We start from the raw sequence: 20,414 nt of genomic DNA, 5'->3' as shown, positions 1-20,414 counted from the left end.
ATTGATGGATTTTATTACTTGGTTTGATATTATTATTATCGCTGTAGTGATTATTTTAGGAATTAAGGGTATTATAAATGGCCTTATTAAGGAAGTTTTTGGCCTTATAGGTATTATTGGTGGTGTGATTATCGCTAGTAGAAATGCAAATTTAGTTGGAGATTTAATAAGTCTTTATATATATCAACTCAGTGATTCGGCAGAATTTTTCTTTGGATTTTTGTTTGCTTTATTAGTATTTTGGTTTGTATGTTTGATGCTTGGTAATCTACTATCAAAGATGTTAAAAATGAGCGGATTGGGATTTGTGGATAGATTATTGGGATTTTTTGTTGGAGCAGCAAAGATATTTTTAGTTCTTGCTATTTTAGTTGCGATTGTATCAAAAATTTCAGTATTAAATCAAAAAATATCTCCATTTTTTGAAGGTAGTAAGGTTTATCCAATATTATTAAGTGCTGGTCAATTTATTATGGCAATGGATGTTAGTAAAGTTAAAGAGAGTGTAGAGAGTGGTCAGATTGTCGTTCCTGAGCTTTTAGATAGCGCTGAGGGGGTAGAAGAAAATTTAACTAAGGTGGAGCAATGATAGAAAATATTGAATATGATGCGTTGCTAGAGAGATTTAAGAGAGTATTACGAGATAATGGTTTAAAATATACCAAACAGCGTGAAGTACTTTTACAAACATTATATAATAATAGTGAGCATTTTACCCCAGAGCAGTTATATTTGTATATCAAAGAACGTCATCCAGGGCTAAATGTCGGTATTGCTACAGTTTATAGAAGTCTAAATTTACTTGAAGAATCAGGTATGGTAACATCAATTAGTTTTGGTGTGCAGGGTAAGAAATTTGAACTAGCCAATAAGCCTCATCACGACCATATGATCTGTAGGCAGTGTGGTGTGATAGTTGAGTTTGAAGACCAGATTATAGAAAAGCGCCAGCTAGCAATTGCTAAAGAGCATGGCTTTAAGCTTACTGGCCATATTATGCAACTATATGGTGTTTGTAGTGAATGTAATAAACAAAAGATAAAAGGAATTTAATTGATTTTTGATACTGAATTAGAATTAACTCGTCTAGCTAAGGCTGATGAGTTACGACAAATGGGAGTTAGCCCTTATCCGCATTTCTTAAAAAGAGAGATGAATATTTCTGAGTTTAAGAGCAAATTTGGATATATAAAAGAACTTCCTGAAGGTGAGAGAAAAGCCCAAGAAGAGGTAGTTATATCTGGTAGAATAAAACTAAAAAGAGTAGCTGGGAAATCAACATTTGCCAATATAGAAGATGAGAGCGATAATATCCAAATTTATTACTCATTAGCTAGTATAGGCGAGGAGGATTATACTAAATTCAAAAAAAATCTTGAAGTTGGTGATATAATCCTTATTAAAGGCTATGCTTTTATCACCCAAACAGGCGAATTTAGCCTACATGCAAGCCATATCACTCTTGCTACTAAGGCTATATCTCCATTACCTGAGAAATTTCATGGATTAACTGATATAGAGACAAGATATCGCCAAAGATACCTAGATATGATTATGGATAGGGATGTAAGGAGTGATTTTCTTAAGCGTTCAATTATTATTAGCACTATTAGAAGGTTTTTTGAAGAGCGTGGATTTTTAGAAGTTGAGACGCCTATGATGCATCCGATAGCAGGCGGGGCTAATGCCAAACCATTTATCACCCATCATAACGCATTAGGCGTAGATAGATATCTTAAAATCGCCCCAGAGCTTTATCTCAAAAGGCTTATCGTAGGTGGTATGGAAGCGGTATTTGAGATGAATCGTTGCTTTAGAAATGAAGGAATGGATTTAACTCACAATCCTGAATTTACTAGTATTGAGTTTTATTGGGCTTGGCATGATTATTTTGAGGTTATGGATCTGACTGAAGAGTTATTTGCGACACTACTTGATAAATTAAATTTGGATAAAATAATCGAATTTGATGGTCAAAATATCGATTTTTCTAAGCCATTTAAAAGGATTAAATATCTTGATGCACTTGTAGAAATTGGTGGATTAGATAGAGAAATTATAAGCGATAAAGAGAAGATATTGGCTAAATTAAAAGAGGATAAATTTGAAGCAAATAATAAGTTAGATCTTGGTCATTTACAAGCTGAACTTTTTGATAATTATGTTGAAAGTAAACTAATTAATCCTACATTTATAACAGATTTTCCTATTTCAATTTCACCACTTTCAAGAAGAAGTGATGAAAATCCTGAAATCGCAGAGAGATTTGAGCTATTTATCGCTGGTCGAGAATTAGCAAATGCATTTAATGAGCTTAATGATCCAGTTGATCAATATGAGAGATTTAAGGCTCAAATACAGAGCAAAGATGCTGGCAATGATGAAGCTCATGAGATGGATGAGGATTATTGTAGGGCTCTTGGATATGGTATGGCACCAACTGTTGGTTGGGGTCTTGGTGTTGATAGGTTGGTAATGCTACTATTAAATAAAAAATCAATTCGCGATGTTATATTATTTCCAGCGATGAAACCAAAAAATTAAGGAGTAAATATGAATTTAGAAAGTTATGATAAAGAGATTTACGCTCTTTTAAATAAAGAGCTTGAGCGTCAGTGCGATCATTTGGAGATGATTGCTAGTGAGAATTTTACATATCCTGAAGTTATGGAAGTTATGGGTTCTATTTTGACTAATAAATATGCCGAAGGGTATCCTGGTAAGAGATATTATGGTGGTTGTGAATTTGTAGATGAAATTGAGCAGATTGCAATTGATAGATGTAAAAAACTCTTTGGTTGTGAATTTGCTAATGTTCAGCCAAATAGCGGTAGCCAAGCAAATCAAGGTGTTTATGGAGCATTTTTAAAGCCAGGTGATAAGATTTTAGGTATGGATTTAAGCCATGGTGGTCACTTAACTCACGGTGCTAAGGTTTCAAGCTCTGGTAAGTATTATGAGAGTTTTTTTTATGGTGTTGAGCTAGATGGTAGAATCAACTATGATAAGGTAGCTGATATTGCAAATATTGTTAAACCAAAGATGATAGTTTGCGGTGCGAGTGCCTATACTAGAGAGATAGATTTTAAGCGATTTAGAGAGATTGCTGATAGCGTAGGTGCGTATTTATTTGCTGATGTGGCGCACATAGCGGGGTTAGTTGTAGCTGGCGAGCATGCTCATCCATTTCCGCATTGCCATGTAGTAAGCTCCACAACACATAAAACTCTAAGAGGCCCAAGAGGCGGTATCATCATGACAAACGATGAGGAATTTGCTAAAAAGATCAATAGCTCTATATTCCCAGGAATTCAAGGTGGGCCATTAATGCATGTTATAGCTGGTAAGGCTGTAGGCTTTAAGCATAATTTAAGTGATGAGTGGAAAGTATATGCCAAACAAGTCAAAGCAAATGCTAAAAAACTTGGTGAAGTTTTAATTAGCCGTGGATATGATCTAGTAAGTGGCGGTACTGATAATCACCTTGTACTTGTTAGTTTCTTAAATAAAGATTTTAGCGGTAAAGATGCAGATATAGCTTTAGGTAATGCAGGAATTACGGTAAATAAAAATACAGTCCCAGGCGAAATTAGAAGTCCATTTATAACAAGCGGTATTAGAGTGGGTAGCCCAGCGCTTACTGCTAGAGGTATGAAAGAGACTGAATTTGAGTTAATTGCAAATCGCATTGCTGATGTATTAGATGATATAAATAATCTTGATAAACAACGCAAAATCGCAGCCGAATTAAAAGATTTAGCTCATCAATTTATCATCTATAATAAAGCGACATTCTAATGCAGCGTATGGATTTATCGCTTATTAAGATGATTACAGATCACTACTATATCAAGCGTGATCTAACTGTAAAAAAGATTGAGCATAAGGGTAGGTATTTTTTTGATAAATTTGAAAGAGTAGATGAACCGCTTAGCCTAGCAATACAAAGAGAACATGCTGAGCGTAAAATAATTGTAGCACACTCTTTGATCAATAGGTTAAATAAGGTTGAAAATATTGTTTTTGACTATAATGGCAGAATGCCTGAACGCTTTTGGCATAGGGCTCAGCTACTACTAAGAGAAGAAGGGTTTATAAATTTCACAGCTTATGAGACCAAAACCCCTGGTCATTTACATCTATACGTCCATAAAGGTCATACAACCTTTATGGAAGGGTGTCAAATAGCTAATAAACTATCAGTGATGCTATCACAAAAGTTACCTCAAGAGTGGAGAATGTTTCCTACTATGGATATGCCATTAGAGTATAATATTCTAGCCTTGCCATATGAGCTCTATCAAAAAGAACGTGGTGCTAGCTGGTCAAAACATATGTAAAGGATAAATTATGGAAGAAAATAATAATTTACAAGATATCTTGCTAGATAAAAACGAAGAGGAAAAGTCTGGTGGTATACGCAAAATTTTAATTGGTGTGGCGTTGCTAGTTATTATTTTTGTTGTAGTATTGATTGTTGTGAAGTTTTTAAATTCAAATGAGACTAAAAAGGGTAACGATATATCTGATAGTCTGTTACTACCTGCTGAGTTGCCTGCTAATACATCAGATAATAGTGGCTCAAATGACCTTTTTGAACAAGTGCCAATTGTTAGTGATAATTCAAATTCTAAAGAGAGTTTTGAAAATATAGTAAATGAGTATAAAAATGCTCAAGCTGCTATGGATACTACACCTAGTATGATTGTGCCAGTGCTACCTCCAAAAGTTGAAGAGCCATTTGGTGCAACTGCTCCAGCTGTTAAAGATAACAAAAAAGAACCAGTTAAAAATGTAGAACCTAAAAAAGAGCCAGCTAAAAATGTAGAACCAGTTAAAAAGGTAGAACCTAAAAAAGAGCCAGCTACTACAAACGGCCTAGCTAAGGGAACATATATTCAAGTTGCATCTGTATCTAAACTCGATAGAAATAGTGCTTTGATTAAAAGAATTACAGCTAATGGCTATAAATACACAACTCATGAAGTTGTTGTAAATGGTAACAAAGTAGTAAAAATTCTAATTGGTCCATTTGGTTCTAACATTGAATCAAATATTCAAAAAATACGCCAAGATGTCTCAAGTGGCGCCTTTGTTTATAGGGTTAAATAATAATGAAATATTTTGCTCTTTTTGGTAATCCTGTATCGCATTCTATCTCGCCAAGGCTTCATAATAGTGCGCTTTGCGGATTAGGTATAAATGGAATATATGGTAGGATTTTACTAGAGCAAGGTGGTGATATAATTGATAAATTTAAAAAATATAACCTTCAAGGGGCAAATATCACCGTTCCATTTAAAGAGTCAGTAATCAACCTTTGCGATGAGCTTGATAGTATCGCAAAGGAGATTGGCTCGATTAATACATTAGTTCGCATAGGTGATAAGATTAAAGGTTATAATACCGATGCACCTGGATTTATGATGGCAATTGCTGAATTTGGCAAAATTAATAAGGCGCTAATATTAGGTGCTGGTGGAACTGCTAAAGCACTTGCATATATTTTAGATCTTAGCGGAGTGGACGTTGAGATTTTAAACCGAAGCGATAAAAGCGAACAGTTTAATAACTATAAATTCCATACTCATACAAATTTTACTCCAAGTAGTTACGATTTGGTAGTAAATACCACTTCAGCAGGGCTTTGTGGTGATGAATTGCCATGTGATAAACATTTGCTAAGTGATATTTTTTCTAATTCAAAATTTGCCTTTGATGTTATTTATAATAAAAATACTCAATTTTTACGCCTTGCTAATGAGTTGAATGTACAAAACAAAGATGGTAGGGATATGTTGCTTTATCAAGCGGTTTTGGCATTTAATATATTTTTTGATAATAAATTTAATCAAGATAAGATTACACAGTTAATGCGTGGAGTGTTTGAGCTTTAAAGTTCTTTTCTATCTTTTATTGCTTTAGTTAATGAGAGCATATCGACATTTTCTAGACTTACTCCAGTTGGGATACCTTGAGCGATTTTTGTAAAGCTAATTCCTAATTCCTTTAATTGATCTTCGATATAAAGCATAATACCATCACTATTTATACTTGGGCTAAAAGCAAAAATTAACTCTTTTGAGTTAAATTTACTAATCATATCTTTTAAATTTTCTACACTATTTATATCATTAAAGACAAAATATAATCCGTCAAATGAATTTGAATCTTCTATAGTTAGAATATCTTTAGGACTCTCAACTACGCATATTATGGAACTATTTCGATTGATATCGCTGCAGATATCACAAATTTCATTTTGGCTAATACCGCTACAGATTATACAATGTTTTAGATTCTGAATGGAATTTTCTATTGTATGGGCTAAATTTAGCCCAAAAAATGGATCTTGTAATGCTACATAATAAGCGTATTTTATCGCTGATTTTTTACCTACACCAGGAATTTTACCAAAGGCTTCTACAAGTCTATCAAACTGCTCAAGCTTTTTCATTATCTAATTTTCCAAATTTAATCAAAAATTCATGATATCCATCAGCATAATTATAATCTAAGCTAAATTTATGCATAGAGCATATGTGTTCTATGATATATAGTCCAAGCCCCATTCCACTAGCTTTTGAGCTATTATCTCTTATAAAGGCTTGTTTATAATGTTCAATAGAGCGATCTAATGGCTTACCATGATTTTTTATAGAAATAGTCTTATTGTCGCATGTTATAAGCACTTTTTTATCATCAGAATATTTTAATGCATTGTCTATTAAGTTTTTAATAGCAAGAGAGAATAGTTGAAAATCTACTTTTAAAAGCGGATCGGAATTTAAATTAACTTTAACATTACTATTAAAATCATCTAAGAGCATCATATCTTTAGCTTGATCTAATATGAGGCTAAAACGATATTTAGCATAATCTAAGCTATAGCTTTTACTTAAAAGTTGTTCTATTTTAGCAAATTCATTTATTAGGATATTGAGTCGCTCAAAAATTGCTATTAAGCGCTCTTTTTGAGTGTCGTCTTCGATCATTTCACTAACGATTCTACCTTTGCCAATTGGTGTTTTTAACTCATGCATAATGGTGCGTAAAAATAATTGTCTAGACATAATGAGATCTTTAATTTTGCATGCTGCGTTATTAAATTCATATGCAACCTCGCTTATCTCATCGTTACCTTTAGAAAAATTGACTACGCAAACTCCATCCATATTACCAGCTGCAAATTTACGTATATCACTACGTAGTTTTTTTAATGGTACAAGACTTCTAAAAATCGATACATAAAGCGAGATAAATAGCGCCATAACAATTATGAAACTTGCTAATATGCTATCATTTCCACTATGTAAAGTAGATTCTAAAATTATAGTTACGCTTTGATTTTTAATGCGTAGATAAAGATTATTTTTGTAGCTAATGGTATCAACTATGCCAATTAATGTATCGCTTCTACTAACTAGTGTGCCGTGGTCAAAAATTGCCTTTTGCAAATTTGCATTTTTAACATAAGCTAGATCAAAATTTTTAAAATATCTCTCCCAGTCTTCTGGCATGTTAGATTTTTGATATAGTGAGAGCAACCAGCTAATTGAATTGTAATGATTTTCGCTGATTTTTTCTAGAATTCGTTCATGCTGGAGTTTAAAAAACATAAAAAATAGAGTACAAATCACGATAAATCCAATAGCGAAAATTATCGTGATTTTGGTAGTTAGAGAGTATCTCATCCGACTAATTTATACCCTATGCCACGTACTGAAAAGATATGCTTAGGAGATTTAGAGTTATCACCGATTTTGGTTCTTAAGCGACCGATTATAACATCTAAGCTTTTAGAATCTTTATCTTTTAGGCTTTTGCAATGATATACTAACTGCTCTCTTGATACTGAAAAGCTATGTTGTTTGATTAGGTATTCTAAAATTTCATATTCGGCTGGTGTTAGCGTAAGTGGCGCTCCATTATATGATATCTCATGCCTTTTATCATCTACTTTAAATAGCGTATCTGTGACCTCTTCTTGGGTTTCATTGCTCTTTTTATAACGGCGGATTAAGCTTGTAATTCTAGCGTGCATCTCTTTTGGGTCATATGGCTTTGGCAAGTAGTCATCAGCGCCAATTTGAAGGCCAACAACTCTATCATTTACATCGCTTCTAGCTGAACTAATGATGATAGGGATATCATATTTTTCTCTAATCTCTTTACAAACCTCTAACCCATCCATACCTGGCAGCGTCAAATCCAATATCAAAAGATCATAATTTTTGATACCGGCACTAAGGCCTAAATATGGATCTTCGTAATTTGTAACTTTGATATTAAATTTTATTAAATATTCAGATAAAATTTGAGCAAATTCCGGATCATCTTCTATCATTAATACATTTATCATATTTGGCTCCTAGTATAAAATTTGGCACTATTATACCAAAAATTAATAATAAATTTGCTTTTTATGTATAAATTTAGTAACTTTTGGATAAAATCGCCAGTTAAAATTATAAACAAGGAAGATATTTTGGAATTTGATTATTATGAGATATTAGAGATTTCAAGGGATGCTGATAGCGATACGATTAAAAAAGCCTATAGAAAACAAGCGCTAAGATACCATCCAGATAGAAATCAAGGCGATAAAGAGACTGAGGAGAAATTCAAACAGATTAATGAAGCTTATGAGGTTTTAAGCAACGCTGAAAAAAGAGAAATATATGATAGATATGGCAAAGATGGGCTAAAAGGCATGGCCGGTGGTGGCTTTGGCGGTGGATTTGATTTTGATGATTTGGGTGATATATTTAGCTCATTTTTTGGCGGCGGATTTGGTACTAAAAGTAGATCTAAAAATCAGTATAAATATGCTTTAGATATAGAAGTTGGTATTGGGTTAGAGTTTAATGAAGCGGTTTTTGGTTGTGAAAAAGAGATAAAATATAAGTATAAAATTCCATGTAAAAGCTGTAACGCAACAGGCTCAAAAGATGGCAAAAAGCAGACTTGTAGCAAATGCGGCGGAAATGGTAAGATAGGAATTCAACAAGGCTTTATGCAATTTGTCCAAACTTGCCCAGAATGCTCAGGCACAGGCCAAACTATCAAAGACAGATGCCCTGAGTGTAATGCTAGTGGCTATAATGAAATAAGCGATAGCGTTAAAATCAATATCCCTGAAGGGGTGGATAATGGTACTAGAATTAGGGTTAGCCAAAAGGGAAATAGATATGAAAATTTAACCGGAGATTTATATGTCCGTATAGCTGTTAAAGATGATGAGCATTTCCATAGAAATGGAGATGATGTATATGTGGAGATTCCAGTATTTTTCACTCAAGCTATTTTAGGTGATAGTATCAAAATACCGACGCTTAGAGGAGAGGCGACTTTGGATTTACCAGTAGGAGCTAAGGATAAACAGCAATTTATTATCGCTAAAGAAGGAGTTAGAAACGCTAGAACCAAGCAATTAGGCGATTTAATCGTTCAAATTTCAATTCAGGCGCCTAAAAAGCTAAACGATGAGCAAATAGAGCTTTTGAAAAAACTTCAAAATAGTTTTAGTATCAAAAGTGGCGAAATGGCTACTGATAAGGGAATTTGGGATAAGATTAAAAGCTGGTTTTCATAAAATTTTATGGCTAAATTTATAACTATAAAATCGCTTATTTGAATTTGCGATTTTATAGTTATTTAATATATTGTCAATTTTTATATTGATATAAAATTTGAAGAAATTATGCTAGAAAATATTGGTGAAAATGGCAATATTATATATGGCGATCTATCAAAACAGTTAAATTTCAAATGTGATTTTAAAGGTAAAAATAATATTGTATTTTTTGCTGGAAGAAGCAAAAAATATTAATATAACTTTTCACTCAGATAATAATTTGGTTTTTATTGGCAATTGTGTTAGGGTAAATGGCTCAATCTCTCTTACAAAGGATTGCTGTTGTTATATAGACGATGATAGTAGTTTTGGCGGAGTTAGTCTGCGTATTTATGAAGCTACAAATATTATTATCGGTAGGGATTGTATGTTTTCATGGAGTATATGGGCTGGTACTTGTGATTATCATCCTATAATGGATATTAATAGCAATAATAGATTAAATTTTTCAAAAAGTATTTATATTGGCGATCATGTTTGGTGCGGACAAGAAGCTGGTATTTCAAAAGGCGTATTTATAGCATCTGGATCAGTAATTGGTGCTAAAAGTATGGTTGTTAAGCAGTGCTATTCAAATACTATAAATGCAGGAAATCCAGCAAAACAGATAAAAATGATATATTTTGGCTAAGAGATGATATATTTGAACAAAAATGGAGTAAAAAAGAGACACTAAAAAATTTAAATATATCAAATTAAAATTTTAAATATATTTATGATAAAGATAAGTTTATCTCACCAAAAGCTATTGAAAATATGCTAAATAGCCTAATTAATGCAAAAGATAAATTGGAATTTTTATATGATGTAATCTATAATAATAAGAGTAAAAATAGATTTGCTTATTTTGAAAATTATCCTTATGATATCTCTTTAACACAGTATAAAAAAAGATTTAATAATATTAAATTTAAAGAGCAATTTTTAAATTGCAATATATCTGAGCCATCTAATATAGTAAAAAAGCCAAGCTCGAAGCTTACCTATGGTAGTGCAAAATTACAAATATTAAATGGACTTGAATATAGACTAGGCTATACTATGGTAGAGAGTTTTAAAAGTACAATAGGTATTTTTAAATTACCATTTAGATTGATAGATGTATTATTAAAATATAAAAAGGAACAAAAAAAATATAAAGAAAATATAAAACATAATCCAAATTTAAAAGTGTCAGAGCTTAAATCATATAGTGATTATGAAGATGCCTTAAGATTAAAAAATCATTTAAGCTATAATTTAGGTAAAGCTTTAATAGGAGCTAATAAAAATTGGTATAAAGGTGGATATGTTAAATTTATATTTGAAGTTATTAAGATAAAAAAAGATTATAGTAAAAGAGTGTGAGTAAATTTAATACCCCATAACGGGGCATTAAATTATAGACCTTCAAATGGGTTTGTAACTACATTTTTTCTATCTACAATGTATGGTATAAGAGCAACATGTCTAGCTCTTTTTATCGCTTTTTCTACCATTTCTTGATGTTTTTTGCTTGTACCTGTTAGGCGTCTTGGCATAATTTTGAATCTTTCAGATAGGCATTGTTTTAAAAGTGCCGTATCTTTATAATCTATAAAATCAATTTTTGCCTCTGTGAATTTGCAATATTTTTTACTATATTTTCTTTTTTCTGCCATTGTTTATCCTTTAAAATGGAATTTCATCTTCGCTGCTATCATTAAAATTTGATTTGCTTGGTTTGCTATCATATTTTATATCAGCATCGAGATCTATCTCTGGGACTTTTTCTTGATAAGGCTCTTCTACTTGCTGTTTTTGGTTGTAATTGCTATTTTGTTGATATCTGTTATTTTGGTTAAATTCTCTCCCATATCCACTATTATCTTCTCTTTGGTATGAGTTTGATCTGTTATTAGGATATCCACTATTGTAGTTTGGCTCACTATCTTTGTTAAATCCACCTTGATTTTGTTGTCCGCCTAGCATCTCCATATTTTCTACTACTACTGAGTGTTTAGAGCGATTTTGTCCATTTTGGTCTTGCCAAGTATCAAATTTTAGCCTTCCTTCTATTAAGACTTTGCTACCTTTATTTAGATATTGATTTGCTATTTCGGCTTGGCGACCAAAAAAAGTTATGTCAATAAAGCAAGTTTCATCTCTCTTTTCACCATTAACGCTAAATTTGCGATTAACAGCTATACCAGCGCTACCTACGGCGGTGCCACTTTGGATATATCTAAGCTCTATATCTCTAGTTAAATTTCCTACCAAAACTACTTTATTAAACATAATCTAGCCTTTATAAATTACTCTTGAGGAGCTACTTTTTCTTCTATTTTTGACTCTTTTTTAGGTTGGGTTAATTTTTGACCTTTGCTTAGTTTGTCCCAAGCTGCGATCTCTTTTTTGTTTTCATATTTTACAGGTAAGAATCTAATAACTTCTTCGGTTATTCTTAAATTTCTTACTAATTCAGCGATTAGTTGAGTTGGTGCTTTGAAGTAGATTACAAAGTATGTTCCACGCTCATATTTGTCAATTTTATAAGCTAATTTGCGTGTCCCCATTTCAACTACACTAGCAATTTCGCCACCATTTTTTGTAATGATCTCTTTAATGAAATCAGCCTTAACTTTAACTTCATCTTCTGTAAGTGTTGGTTTTAAGATGAATAAAAGCTCATAATGTCTCATATATTCTCCTTATGGATTTCGCTCTTTTTCTACAAAAGAGCAAGGAAATTCGCACAAAATGCGGTTGGCATTCTACTAAAAATATGCTTAAAATTTGCTGTTTTGACTTAAAATTTCTTGTAAATTTAAAAGGGCTGAGAGTAGGTAGCACTCTTTGTCTATGTTGTTTTTGCACTTTAGATCAAATTCAATCTCATTTAAAAATTTAAATATTTTAGTGTATTGATCAATTTTTATAGATATTGCTTGGGATTCGAGTTTATTTAAAATTTGTGGTGGAGGCGTGTATCCTAAGACAATTTTTGGATCAAATTTGCCATTAGTTTTTATATAACTATGTATCAGATAAAGTCTATAAAATGCCCTAAATAGCATATTTAAAAGCGAAATTTCATTAAATGAGCTATCATTTATAAACTCAAAATAATCGCTATTAATACTCTTTTTGCTAATGATTTTATCAAAAAGCGCATCAAATCCAATACCGTTTAAGGCATAAACTCGCTCTTTTATCTCTTCAAGATTAAATTTATTTGCGATATTAGCCAGTTTATTTAGCTCACTAGCACTAAGATATAGATTCTCATTTTGTAAGTTATAAATGTATAAAAGAGATTGACTATCTATATTTAGGCCTAAGATTTTGGCGTGATTAGATAGGATTTGATTGACTTCTGAAGCAGTGCTAGGCGGGAAGAATCTAACAAAATTTGATCCAAAATGCTTTTTTAAATCGCTTATGGATTTTTCATCGCCTTCGTGTAGTTCAAAGATAAATATGTTATTTGGATTATTTTGGCATTGGGTTATTAGCTCTTTTGTATCTTTGGCGGGGATTTTTTTGTCATTTTTGATATGTAATAAATTTGAATTTGCAAATAGCGAAGGCTCGCTAAGATGCGAAATAGCAAGATTAAAATCATAATCATCATAGTATAAGCTAAGCATATTATCTTTATTAAATTTATTTAAAATTTCTTTAGCGTAAAACTCAACTTGATAACTCTCAGCCCCATAAAGCAAGAAAAAATTTGGGATATTAGCAGAATTTAAAAGCGTTATAAAATCTCTTTTATACATCTAAAATCTCTACTATTTTGCCGATTATTTTGGCTGTTGGGATATCGACATCTGTGATTTGAACCATAACTGGGGTTAGAATTTCACAAAAATCACTTAAAAATATTCTAGCGCCTTTTAACTCATCATCTAATCTAGCTATTGATTGATTGGCGCTCTCTTCTATAAAGCATTTAAATGTTTGGCCTATATTTTTAGCTGCCCAGCGAGCAAATTTGCGATCCATAAAATCCCAAGCGACCTTATCGGCTTCTCTTTCTAAGATATTTAAATTAGCGCAAAGCTCATCTATGCCTAGCATCAGGTAGTTGCTGATTTTAGGGTCATTTTGAGCTTTTAAAATTCTATGAAGCAAGAGATCTGAGTATCTGCGAATAGGGCTAGTAAAATGCGTATAAAACTCAAATCCAAGCCCAAAATGCCCCCTTGAGCTACTAGAATACTCGGCTCTTTTTTGTGCTTTTATGATGAGTTTATCGACATCTTCTCTGATATTTAGCTCACTTGCTTTGGCTTGAATTTGCGCTATCATAAAGACCAAATCGCCGTGATTTTCGGCTTCTATGCCAAGGGCGGCAAGATCATCTAAGAGTGCGTTGATTTTTTTTATATCTGCTGGTTCGTGATTGCGAAATATCCCTTTGCTTAATCTTTTTGCTGCGGCTTTGTTGGCTAGGAGCATACACTCTTCTATCAAAGAGTGTGATGGAGTTGAGCCTTCAAATTTAGTTGATTTAATCTCATTATTTTCATCAAGGCTCATTCTAAGCTCTAATGTATGAAAATCAAAGCCATTTTTAAGCCGTTTTTCTTTTAATCTTTGTGTGAGATCAAAAAGTGGTATTAGCCACTCTTTTATTTCGTCTTGACAATCAAACTCGCCTCTAAGCAAGCTATCAACTTCATCATAATTAAATCTTCTTTTAGAGTGGATCACACAGCTTATTAAATCCTCTTTAATGGCTTCTAAATTTGAATTTAAAGTAATTTTAAAAAGATAAGCGAGTCTATCGCAATTTGGCTTTAAAGAGCAGATATTTTCGCTAAGCTCACGAGGTAGCATCGGCACAGCAATGTGTGGAAAATATATAGAAAAGCCTCTAAGTCTAGCCTCTTTATCAATACCGCTATATGGGCTTACATATTCGCTGACATCGGCGATAGCTATGTAAATTTCATTTTTATGCTTATCAAAATATATCGCATCATCAAAATCCTTAGCATCAACAGGATCAATGGTACAAAATGGCAAATGAGTTAGATCAACTCTATTAGGATACATACTTTTATCTACCTCATTGCCAAAGCTAATGGCTTCATTTATGGCTATTTTTGGGAAAATTTCACGCTTATTATATAGTGCCATTGAGATTTTTTGATCTACATTAGCATCGCTTAATACGCCTAAGACTTCTACAATATCATTATCTAAATTATTGATCTTTAAAACAGTGCCTAATGGAAGCTCTTTTAGGGATTTTTGACTAGCTTTTAGGGCTATTGTGATGGAGTTTGGGATAGTTACGCCCATTATAACGGAGCCAATTTTTTTGGTATATACTACACTTGTTTCATTCGCCATAAGCAATACGGCCACCACGGCTGCTTTTTGGCGTGGTTTTTTAAATTTAGTTAGTTTAGCAAGAACGATATCGCCAAAGTGAGCCCCACCTAAATCACGATTTTCTATCATTAAATCTTGCTTAAATTTGCTATCGTATGGATATAAAAATCCAGTCCCATTACTAGATATATCTAGTTTTCCACAGACAAAGCCGTCATTGAGATAATATCGATTTTTATATTTTGTAACGGCTTTTATCTGTTCTAATACTCTTAAAATTTCAAGTTCGCTTGACTTGATATATTTACTCTCTAATCCAGTAGTTAAAGAGTTTAAAAATGCTTTCAATGTTGTACTTTTTCAATGGCACTGAAAAATAGTTGAGCATCTAAATTATAGAGTTTTAAAAGCTCAATAGTACTATTTATCTGGTCTGGTAAGAGTGTGCCAAATACATTTATGCTATTACTTATCACGCTTAAGATATAGCAGTGCTTTTTAAGATTTTCTGGGGCATCAATTGGGTTTAAAGAGTATTTTATAACTTCTGCAATCTCAGGTTCTAGATTCCAGTTTTTAAAGATTTGAGCTGTAACCATCTGACTTGAGATACCTACCATATCTATCTCAAGTTTAGATAGTTCGTTTGTTGTAGAGATGTTTTGTAATTTATCTTTAAATTTGGTAGATTTTTTAGAATCAATTAACTCTTTAGCAATTATAATCTTGCCTATATCCATCATAAAACTAGCTGGTGAAATAATGTTTAAAAGTTCACGATTTATCTTGCTACACCAGTGAAATGCTAAAGCGTTTTGCAATATTGCCAAATCCATAAATTTAGCACTAGATATTCCATATGGTTCTAGATTTATCTTAAAGCTTTTACTAATTGTGCCAGCTAGAGCAAAACCTCTAATAGTTGCCATTCCAAATAGTGCTACAGCTCTATTTATATCAGCAATTTCCCTGCTAAACCCATATAATGGACTATTTGCTGAGCGTAAAATATTTGCTGTTAACATTGGATCTTGGTGGATTACGCTAATTAACTCAGCAATATCACTATCTTCGCTGCTGCAAATTTGCTGAATTTTCATAATTGTCTCATCAAGTGGTGGTAGAGATTTTATACTCTTATAGATTGCATCGTTCATTATATTTCTCGTGTTTTTGATTGATTTGAGTAATTTTACTACATTGAAGTTAAATTTTTGATAATTTTTTGAAAATTTTATCAAATTTAAATTTTAATAATGTATAATTGCCCTTTATTTTTTACTAAAAGGAAGAAGATTATGGCAATAACAGTTTATTACGATAAAGATTGTGATTTAAGCCTAATTAGATCTAAAAAAGTCGCAATGATAGGCTTTGGTTCTCAAGGTCACGCCCATGCTGAAAATTTAAGAGATAGTGGCGTAGAGGTTATCATAGGATTAAATCCAAATGGCAAAAGTTGGGCAAAGGCCGAGGCTAAGGGCTTTAAAGTTATGAGCGTAAGTGAAGCGACAAAAGCAGCTGATGTTGTGATGATACTGACTCCTGATGAATTACAAGCTGATATATTTAAAGCTGAGATTGAGCCAAATTTAAAAAGCGGTAGCGCAATCGCTTTTGGCCATGGATTTAATATCCATTATGGTCAAATCGTCCCACCAAAGGGAATTGATTGTATCATGATAGCACCAAAAGCCCCAGGCCACACTGTGAGAAATGAATTTGTAAATGGCGGCGGTATCCCAGATCTAATAGCAGTAGCGCAAGACGCATCAGGCAAGGCTAAGGATATAGCATTAAGCTATGCTAGCGCTATTGGTGGTGGTAGAACTGGTATTATAGAAACTACTTTTAAAGCCGAGACTGAAACCGATCTATTTGGAGAGCAAGCTGTATTGTGTGGCGGACTTTGTGCGCTTATAAATGCTGGATTTGAGACCTTAGTAGAGGCTGGATATGAGCCTGAAATGGCATATTTTGAGTGCTTACATGAGATGAAATTAATCGTAGATCTAATCTACCAAGGTGGTATGGCTGATATGAGATATTCTATCTCTAATACTGCTGAATTTGGGGATTATGTAAGCGGCAGACGAGTAGTAGATGAGAGATCAAAAGCAGCTATGAAAGAGATCTTAAAAGAGATCCAAGATGGTACATTCGCTAAAAACTTTATCTTAGAAAGAAAAGCTGGTTATACTAAGATGAATGCTGAACGCAAATTAAGCGATGAAAGCTTACTAAATAAAACCGGCGAAAAATTAAGAGCTATGATGCCTTGGATCAATAAAGGTAGACTAGTAAATAAAGATAAAAATTAATTGGAACAAGATAAAAAAAATAGCGCCCAAAGAAGTAGGGCGCTTTTATATGTTGGTATTTTGCTCTGTATTTTAGTAGTTGCTATGGCTATTTATACAATTGCTAGTAACTATAAAAATCCTTCTAAAGCTCATAATCAAACACGTATAATAGAGAATATAGATAGATATTTTGAGAGTAGAAGACAGGATTTTACCATATTTGATGTACCTAGAAATTTAGAGCTAAATATCACTGATGAAGTTAAAATACAAATGTTGCCAACTCCAAATTTTACTAAGTTAGATGGCGATGAATTTGATGGTGAGTTTGTTGAGATTAAAAGAGTTGATGAAGTAATTAACAATGATACTAATTCAACAATAAATAATAGTAAAGATCTAAATTCTACTCTAAATTTAAAAGCAAATCCAAGTCAAAAATTAGCCATAAATTCTAGTGAAAATACGAACATAAAACCAAAGCTAACTAATAAACCAAAATTGGCAATAATTATAGATGATATATCTACTTTTCATCAAACTAAAAAGATTAAATCACTAAATTTAAATATCACGCCATCAATTTTTCCACCGAATGACAACTATCCAAATAGCGCAAGAGTAGCTAATGAATTTGAGTTTTATATGATTCATTTACCACTTGAAGCTATGAATTATCAAGCGCAAGAGAAAAATACTCTAAAAGTAGGCGATAGCAGCGATAAAATAGAGTCTGAAATTAGCAAAATTAGATCAAATTTTCCAAAGGTAATATATATAAATAACCACACAGGAAGCAAATTTACAAGCGATTATGACTCTTTAAAAAAGCTCTTCATAGCGTTTAAAAAACACAATATGATATTTATAGATAGCTACACGACTAAAGATTCTAAGGCTAAGATTTTAAGCAGTGAGTTTGGGAATAAATATTTAAGAAGAGATGTTTTTATAGATAATACCAAAGATGAAAAAGCTATAATAAATAAGCTAAAAGAGGCTATAAAAATAGCTCAAAAAAGTGGCTTTGCTATAGCGATTGGGCATCCATATGAGCAGACTTTTAATGCTTTAAAAGGCTTTAAAAGTGAGTTAGAGAGCCAAGTTGATATAATATTTTTAAGAGATTTGTATGAAATTTATAACTGACTTTAATCTAAACTCAAATTTCAAAAACCCACCACAAAAGCTATATTATAAAGGAAATTTAGAGTTATTAAATTCGCCAAAAGTAGCAATTGTCGGATCACGAAAATGCTCATCTTATACCAAAAATATGACCCTAAATCTCGCTTCAACGCTCAAAAAATATGGAGTTTGCGTAGTTAGCGGTGCGGCAATTGGCGTAGATATCCATGCTCACACTGGTGCGTATCCGCATACAATTGCGGTTTTTGGCAATGGACTAGATCAAATTTATCCATTACAAAATGCCAAAATGATAAAAGATATCTATCAAAACTCATTAGCATTAAGCTCATATGAACCAGGCATCGTAGCAAAGGGGTGGCAATTTTTGGAGCGAAATTTAATCACAGTAGCCCTAAGCGACGCAGTTGTAGTAGCTCAAGCTGATATTAAAAGTGGCTCTATGAGTAGTGCTAGGGCGGCTATTAAATTTGGAATTCCGCTCTATGTATTGCCTCAAAGACTTGGTGAGAGTAGTGGGACTAATGAGTTATTAGCAAGTGGCAAAGCGCAGATTATTACTGATTTTGATAAATTTGCTATGAAATTTGGGCTGAAAAATTATGATCAAAATAGCGATGAGATCATTGAATTTATCAAACAAAATTCAAATTTTGATGAGTGTTATTCTAAATTTGGAGATATTATCTATGATTATGAGCTAGATGGCAAAATCGCTATTGATGGAATTTATGTGAGAATTTTATGATAGTTGGGGTTGATATAGGACTTAAAAGAATTGGCGTAGCTATAAGCCCAGATGGCAAAATTGCTATCCCAACCATACCAATCTTGCGTAAAAATCGCAATCAAGCCGCAAGAGATCTTGATAATATGCTAAGAGATAATGGAGCCAAAATCTTAGTTGTAGGCTTGCCAAAGGGTGGTAGCTGCCAAGATGAGATGGAGCGTAGGATTACTCACTTTATCTCTCTTTTAAATTTCGATGGAGAAGTGCATTATCAAGATGAATCTTATAGTAGCGTTGAAGCTAGCGAGCTAGTAAGAGATAGGCGAGATGGCAAATTCGATAGCGTAGCGGCGATGATAATTTTGGAGAGATTTTTAAAAAGATGAATTTTAAAGATTATCTAAAATCTAGTTTAAATAAGGCTGATTTTCAAAGGGTTTGGGATAGCTTTTTTGAGCCTAAAAGTGTTGGGTTTTATCTAAATTTATTGAAATTTGATAAGGATTATATTATCTCAAATTTAGATGATTTGGGGGTTGAATTTAGGGAGATTTTGCCAAATTTTTATCTATGTAAGGCTGAATTTAAAGAGATTTTGACTCACTCTGAGTTATTTAACAAAGGAGCGATATATATCCAAAATCCAAGTAGCTATCTAGCAGTTTTAGCTCTAAATCCAGCTAAAAATGATATCGTTTTAGATATGTGTGCTAGTCCAGGTGGAAAGAGCATTGCGCTAGCAAATATGATGGGATATGGGGCAGATTTGGCGGTGATGGAGAGCGATAGCAAGAGATTTTATACCTTAAAAGCAAATTTAAATAAATATGGTTGTGAGTGGGTGAGAACCTACAATAAAGACGCAAGGAGCATTTCAAGGAGCTGTGTGGGCAGATTTGATAAGATTTTGCTTGATGCGCCATGCTCTAGCTACTCTTATTTTGGTGATGGATTTGTAGAAAAATCAGCCAAAGAGATAAAATCTCTCTCAAAGCTGCAAAAACAGCTTTTAAACTCAGCATTAAGTGCTTTAAAGCCGGGTGGGTGCGTGGTTTATAGCACTTGTACATTCTTTGAGTGTGAGAATGAAGAGGTGATTAAAAATGCCTTGGGATCTAAATTTGATATTAGTATCCAGCCTATTAGCTTTGGTTTAAAAAGCGAGATTGTGAGTGAATTTGGGCTTAGGATTTTGCCAGATTGCGATATGGACGCATTTTTCTTAGCTAAAATTGTGAAAAATAATTAAATTTTTTAATATAACCAAAGTAGCGATTTTGGCTAATTTTTA

General features: G+C 32.8%; 24 protein-coding genes. 15 read left to right on the top strand and 9 right to left on the bottom strand.

Annotation, left to right across the window (positions count from 1 at the left end; genetic code table 11):
* Positions 1 to 4: 4 nt before the first annotated feature.
* Genes CIGNP85_RS03100 through CIGNP85_RS03070 form a run of 7 tightly spaced genes read left to right on the top strand, consistent with a single transcriptional unit; the run spans position 5 to position 5,897 of the window.
* Positions 5 to 589 (top strand): CvpA family protein, encoded by a 585-nt coding sequence (locus CIGNP85_RS03100; protein WP_086286915.1) that lies wholly within the window; start codon positions 5 to 7, stop codon positions 587 to 589.
* A complete protein-coding gene (locus CIGNP85_RS03095) occupies positions 586 to 1,053 on the top strand; it encodes a Fur family transcriptional regulator (protein WP_086224366.1) in 468 nt (155 codons plus the stop codon). The genes CIGNP85_RS03100 and CIGNP85_RS03095 overlap by 4 nt, the downstream gene beginning before the upstream one ends.
* A gap of 3 nt (positions 1,054 to 1,056) precedes the next feature.
* Complete coding sequence (gene lysS / locus CIGNP85_RS03090) at positions 1,057 to 2,544, top strand: lysine--tRNA ligase (protein ID WP_236845586.1); 1,488 nt, start codon at positions 1,057 to 1,059, stop codon at positions 2,542 to 2,544.
* Between the two features lie 9 nt (positions 2,545 to 2,553).
* Positions 2,554 to 3,798: a serine hydroxymethyltransferase gene (locus CIGNP85_RS03085; RefSeq protein WP_086286910.1), complete on the top strand. Its 1,245-nt coding sequence runs from the start codon at positions 2,554 to 2,556 to the stop codon at positions 3,796 to 3,798.
* Positions 3,798 to 4,340, top strand: coding sequence for a DUF1882 domain-containing protein (locus tag CIGNP85_RS03080; RefSeq protein ID WP_086224370.1), 543 nt, complete (start codon positions 3,798 to 3,800; stop codon positions 4,338 to 4,340). The genes CIGNP85_RS03085 and CIGNP85_RS03080 overlap by 1 nt, the downstream gene beginning before the upstream one ends.
* A 10-nt stretch (positions 4,341 to 4,350) precedes the next feature.
* Positions 4,351 to 5,112, top strand: coding sequence for an SPOR domain-containing protein (locus tag CIGNP85_RS03075; RefSeq protein ID WP_086286908.1), 762 nt, complete (start codon positions 4,351 to 4,353; stop codon positions 5,110 to 5,112).
* Positions 5,113 to 5,114: 2 nt separating this feature from the next.
* Positions 5,115 to 5,897, top strand: a complete 783-nt coding sequence (locus tag CIGNP85_RS03070; RefSeq protein ID WP_086241242.1) for a shikimate dehydrogenase — start codon at positions 5,115 to 5,117, stop codon at positions 5,895 to 5,897.
* Here the strand turns inward: CIGNP85_RS03070 and recR are convergent.
* Genes recR through CIGNP85_RS03055 form a run of 3 tightly spaced genes read right to left on the bottom strand, consistent with a single transcriptional unit; the run spans position 5,894 to position 8,362 of the window.
* Positions 5,894 to 6,460, bottom strand: coding sequence for a recombination mediator RecR (recR, locus tag CIGNP85_RS03065; RefSeq protein ID WP_236845585.1), 567 nt, complete (start codon positions 6,458 to 6,460; stop codon positions 5,894 to 5,896). The genes CIGNP85_RS03070 and recR overlap by 4 nt on opposite strands.
* Complete coding sequence (locus tag CIGNP85_RS03060; protein WP_086229081.1) at positions 6,444 to 7,694, bottom strand: ArsS family sensor histidine kinase; 1,251 nt, start codon at positions 7,692 to 7,694, stop codon at positions 6,444 to 6,446. The genes recR and CIGNP85_RS03060 overlap by 17 nt, the downstream gene beginning before the upstream one ends.
* Entirely contained in the window at positions 7,691 to 8,362 is a 672-nt protein-coding gene (locus tag CIGNP85_RS03055; protein ID WP_086224376.1) for a response regulator transcription factor, read from the bottom strand. Before CIGNP85_RS03055 ends, CIGNP85_RS03060 begins: the two co-directional genes overlap by 4 nt.
* Positions 8,363 to 8,488: 126 nt before the next feature.
* Between CIGNP85_RS03055 and dnaJ the strand changes: the two genes are divergently transcribed.
* The 3 genes from dnaJ (at position 8,489) to CIGNP85_RS03040 (ending at position 10,984) form a co-directional block, all read left to right on the top strand.
* Positions 8,489 to 9,595, top strand: coding sequence for a molecular chaperone DnaJ (gene dnaJ / locus CIGNP85_RS03050; RefSeq protein WP_086241243.1), 1,107 nt, complete (start codon positions 8,489 to 8,491; stop codon positions 9,593 to 9,595).
* 202 nt (positions 9,596 to 9,797) lie between these two features.
* Positions 9,798 to 10,268, top strand: a complete 471-nt coding sequence (locus CIGNP85_RS03045) for an acyltransferase (protein WP_086286906.1) — start codon at positions 9,798 to 9,800, stop codon at positions 10,266 to 10,268.
* 125 nt (positions 10,269 to 10,393) lie between these two features.
* Complete coding sequence (locus CIGNP85_RS03040) at positions 10,394 to 10,984, top strand: hypothetical protein (protein WP_086232023.1); 591 nt, start codon at positions 10,394 to 10,396, stop codon at positions 10,982 to 10,984.
* A gap of 32 nt (positions 10,985 to 11,016) precedes the next feature.
* On the opposite strand, the gene rpsR is transcribed toward CIGNP85_RS03040, so the two are convergent.
* The 6 genes from rpsR to CIGNP85_RS03010 all read right to left on the bottom strand — a co-directional run bounded on the left by rpsR (position 11,017) and on the right by CIGNP85_RS03010 (position 16,098).
* A complete protein-coding gene (rpsR, locus tag CIGNP85_RS03035; RefSeq protein ID WP_086224380.1) occupies positions 11,017 to 11,277 on the bottom strand; it encodes a 30S ribosomal protein S18 in 261 nt (86 codons plus the stop codon).
* A gap of 10 nt (positions 11,278 to 11,287) precedes the next feature.
* Positions 11,288 to 11,893: a single-stranded DNA-binding protein gene (locus CIGNP85_RS03030; RefSeq protein ID WP_086286904.1), complete on the bottom strand. Its 606-nt coding sequence runs from the start codon at positions 11,891 to 11,893 to the stop codon at positions 11,288 to 11,290.
* Positions 11,894 to 11,910: 17 nt separating this feature from the next.
* Positions 11,911 to 12,297 carry a 30S ribosomal protein S6 gene (gene rpsF, locus CIGNP85_RS03025; protein WP_086286903.1) on the bottom strand — a complete coding sequence of 129 codons (387 nt, stop codon included), beginning with the start codon at positions 12,295 to 12,297 and terminating at the stop codon, positions 11,911 to 11,913.
* Between the two features lie 87 nt (positions 12,298 to 12,384).
* Positions 12,385 to 13,377 (bottom strand): DNA polymerase III subunit delta, encoded by a 993-nt coding sequence (gene holA, locus CIGNP85_RS03020; protein ID WP_236845564.1) that lies wholly within the window; start codon positions 13,375 to 13,377, stop codon positions 12,385 to 12,387.
* Positions 13,370 to 15,289, bottom strand: a complete 1,920-nt coding sequence (locus CIGNP85_RS03015) for an RNB domain-containing ribonuclease (RefSeq protein ID WP_086286902.1) — start codon at positions 15,287 to 15,289, stop codon at positions 13,370 to 13,372. The genes holA and CIGNP85_RS03015 overlap by 8 nt, the downstream gene beginning before the upstream one ends.
* A complete protein-coding gene (locus tag CIGNP85_RS03010) occupies positions 15,286 to 16,098 on the bottom strand; it encodes an HDOD domain-containing protein (protein ID WP_086228109.1) in 813 nt (270 codons plus the stop codon). The genes CIGNP85_RS03015 and CIGNP85_RS03010 overlap by 4 nt, the downstream gene beginning before the upstream one ends.
* A gap of 141 nt (positions 16,099 to 16,239) precedes the next feature.
* On the opposite strand from CIGNP85_RS03010, the gene ilvC reads away from it, so the two are divergent.
* The 5 genes from ilvC to CIGNP85_RS02985 are packed head-to-tail and all read left to right on the top strand — an operon-like array spanning position 16,240 to position 20,372.
* Complete coding sequence (ilvC, locus tag CIGNP85_RS03005) at positions 16,240 to 17,262, top strand: ketol-acid reductoisomerase (protein ID WP_086232026.1); 1,023 nt, start codon at positions 16,240 to 16,242, stop codon at positions 17,260 to 17,262.
* Complete coding sequence (locus tag CIGNP85_RS03000; RefSeq protein ID WP_086286899.1) at positions 17,263 to 18,393, top strand: divergent polysaccharide deacetylase family protein; 1,131 nt, start codon at positions 17,263 to 17,265, stop codon at positions 18,391 to 18,393. It abuts the gene before it with no gap.
* A complete protein-coding gene (locus CIGNP85_RS02995) occupies positions 18,377 to 19,141 on the top strand; it encodes a DNA-processing protein DprA (protein WP_086242847.1) in 765 nt (254 codons plus the stop codon). Before CIGNP85_RS03000 ends, CIGNP85_RS02995 begins: the two co-directional genes overlap by 17 nt.
* Positions 19,138 to 19,509 (top strand): Holliday junction resolvase RuvX, encoded by a 372-nt coding sequence (gene ruvX, locus CIGNP85_RS02990; RefSeq protein ID WP_086252496.1) that lies wholly within the window; start codon positions 19,138 to 19,140, stop codon positions 19,507 to 19,509. Before CIGNP85_RS02995 ends, ruvX begins: the two co-directional genes overlap by 4 nt.
* Positions 19,506 to 20,372: an RsmB/NOP family class I SAM-dependent RNA methyltransferase gene (locus tag CIGNP85_RS02985; protein ID WP_086286895.1), complete on the top strand. Its 867-nt coding sequence runs from the start codon at positions 19,506 to 19,508 to the stop codon at positions 20,370 to 20,372. Before ruvX ends, CIGNP85_RS02985 begins: the two co-directional genes overlap by 4 nt.
* Positions 20,373 to 20,414 lie beyond the last annotated feature (42 nt).

Source organism: Campylobacter sp. P0085, from assembly GCF_002139495.1.
Taxonomy (GTDB): domain Bacteria; phylum Campylobacterota; class Campylobacteria; order Campylobacterales; family Campylobacteraceae; genus Campylobacter; species Campylobacter devanensis.
This window is presented reverse-complemented; position numbering and strand designations above follow the sequence as displayed.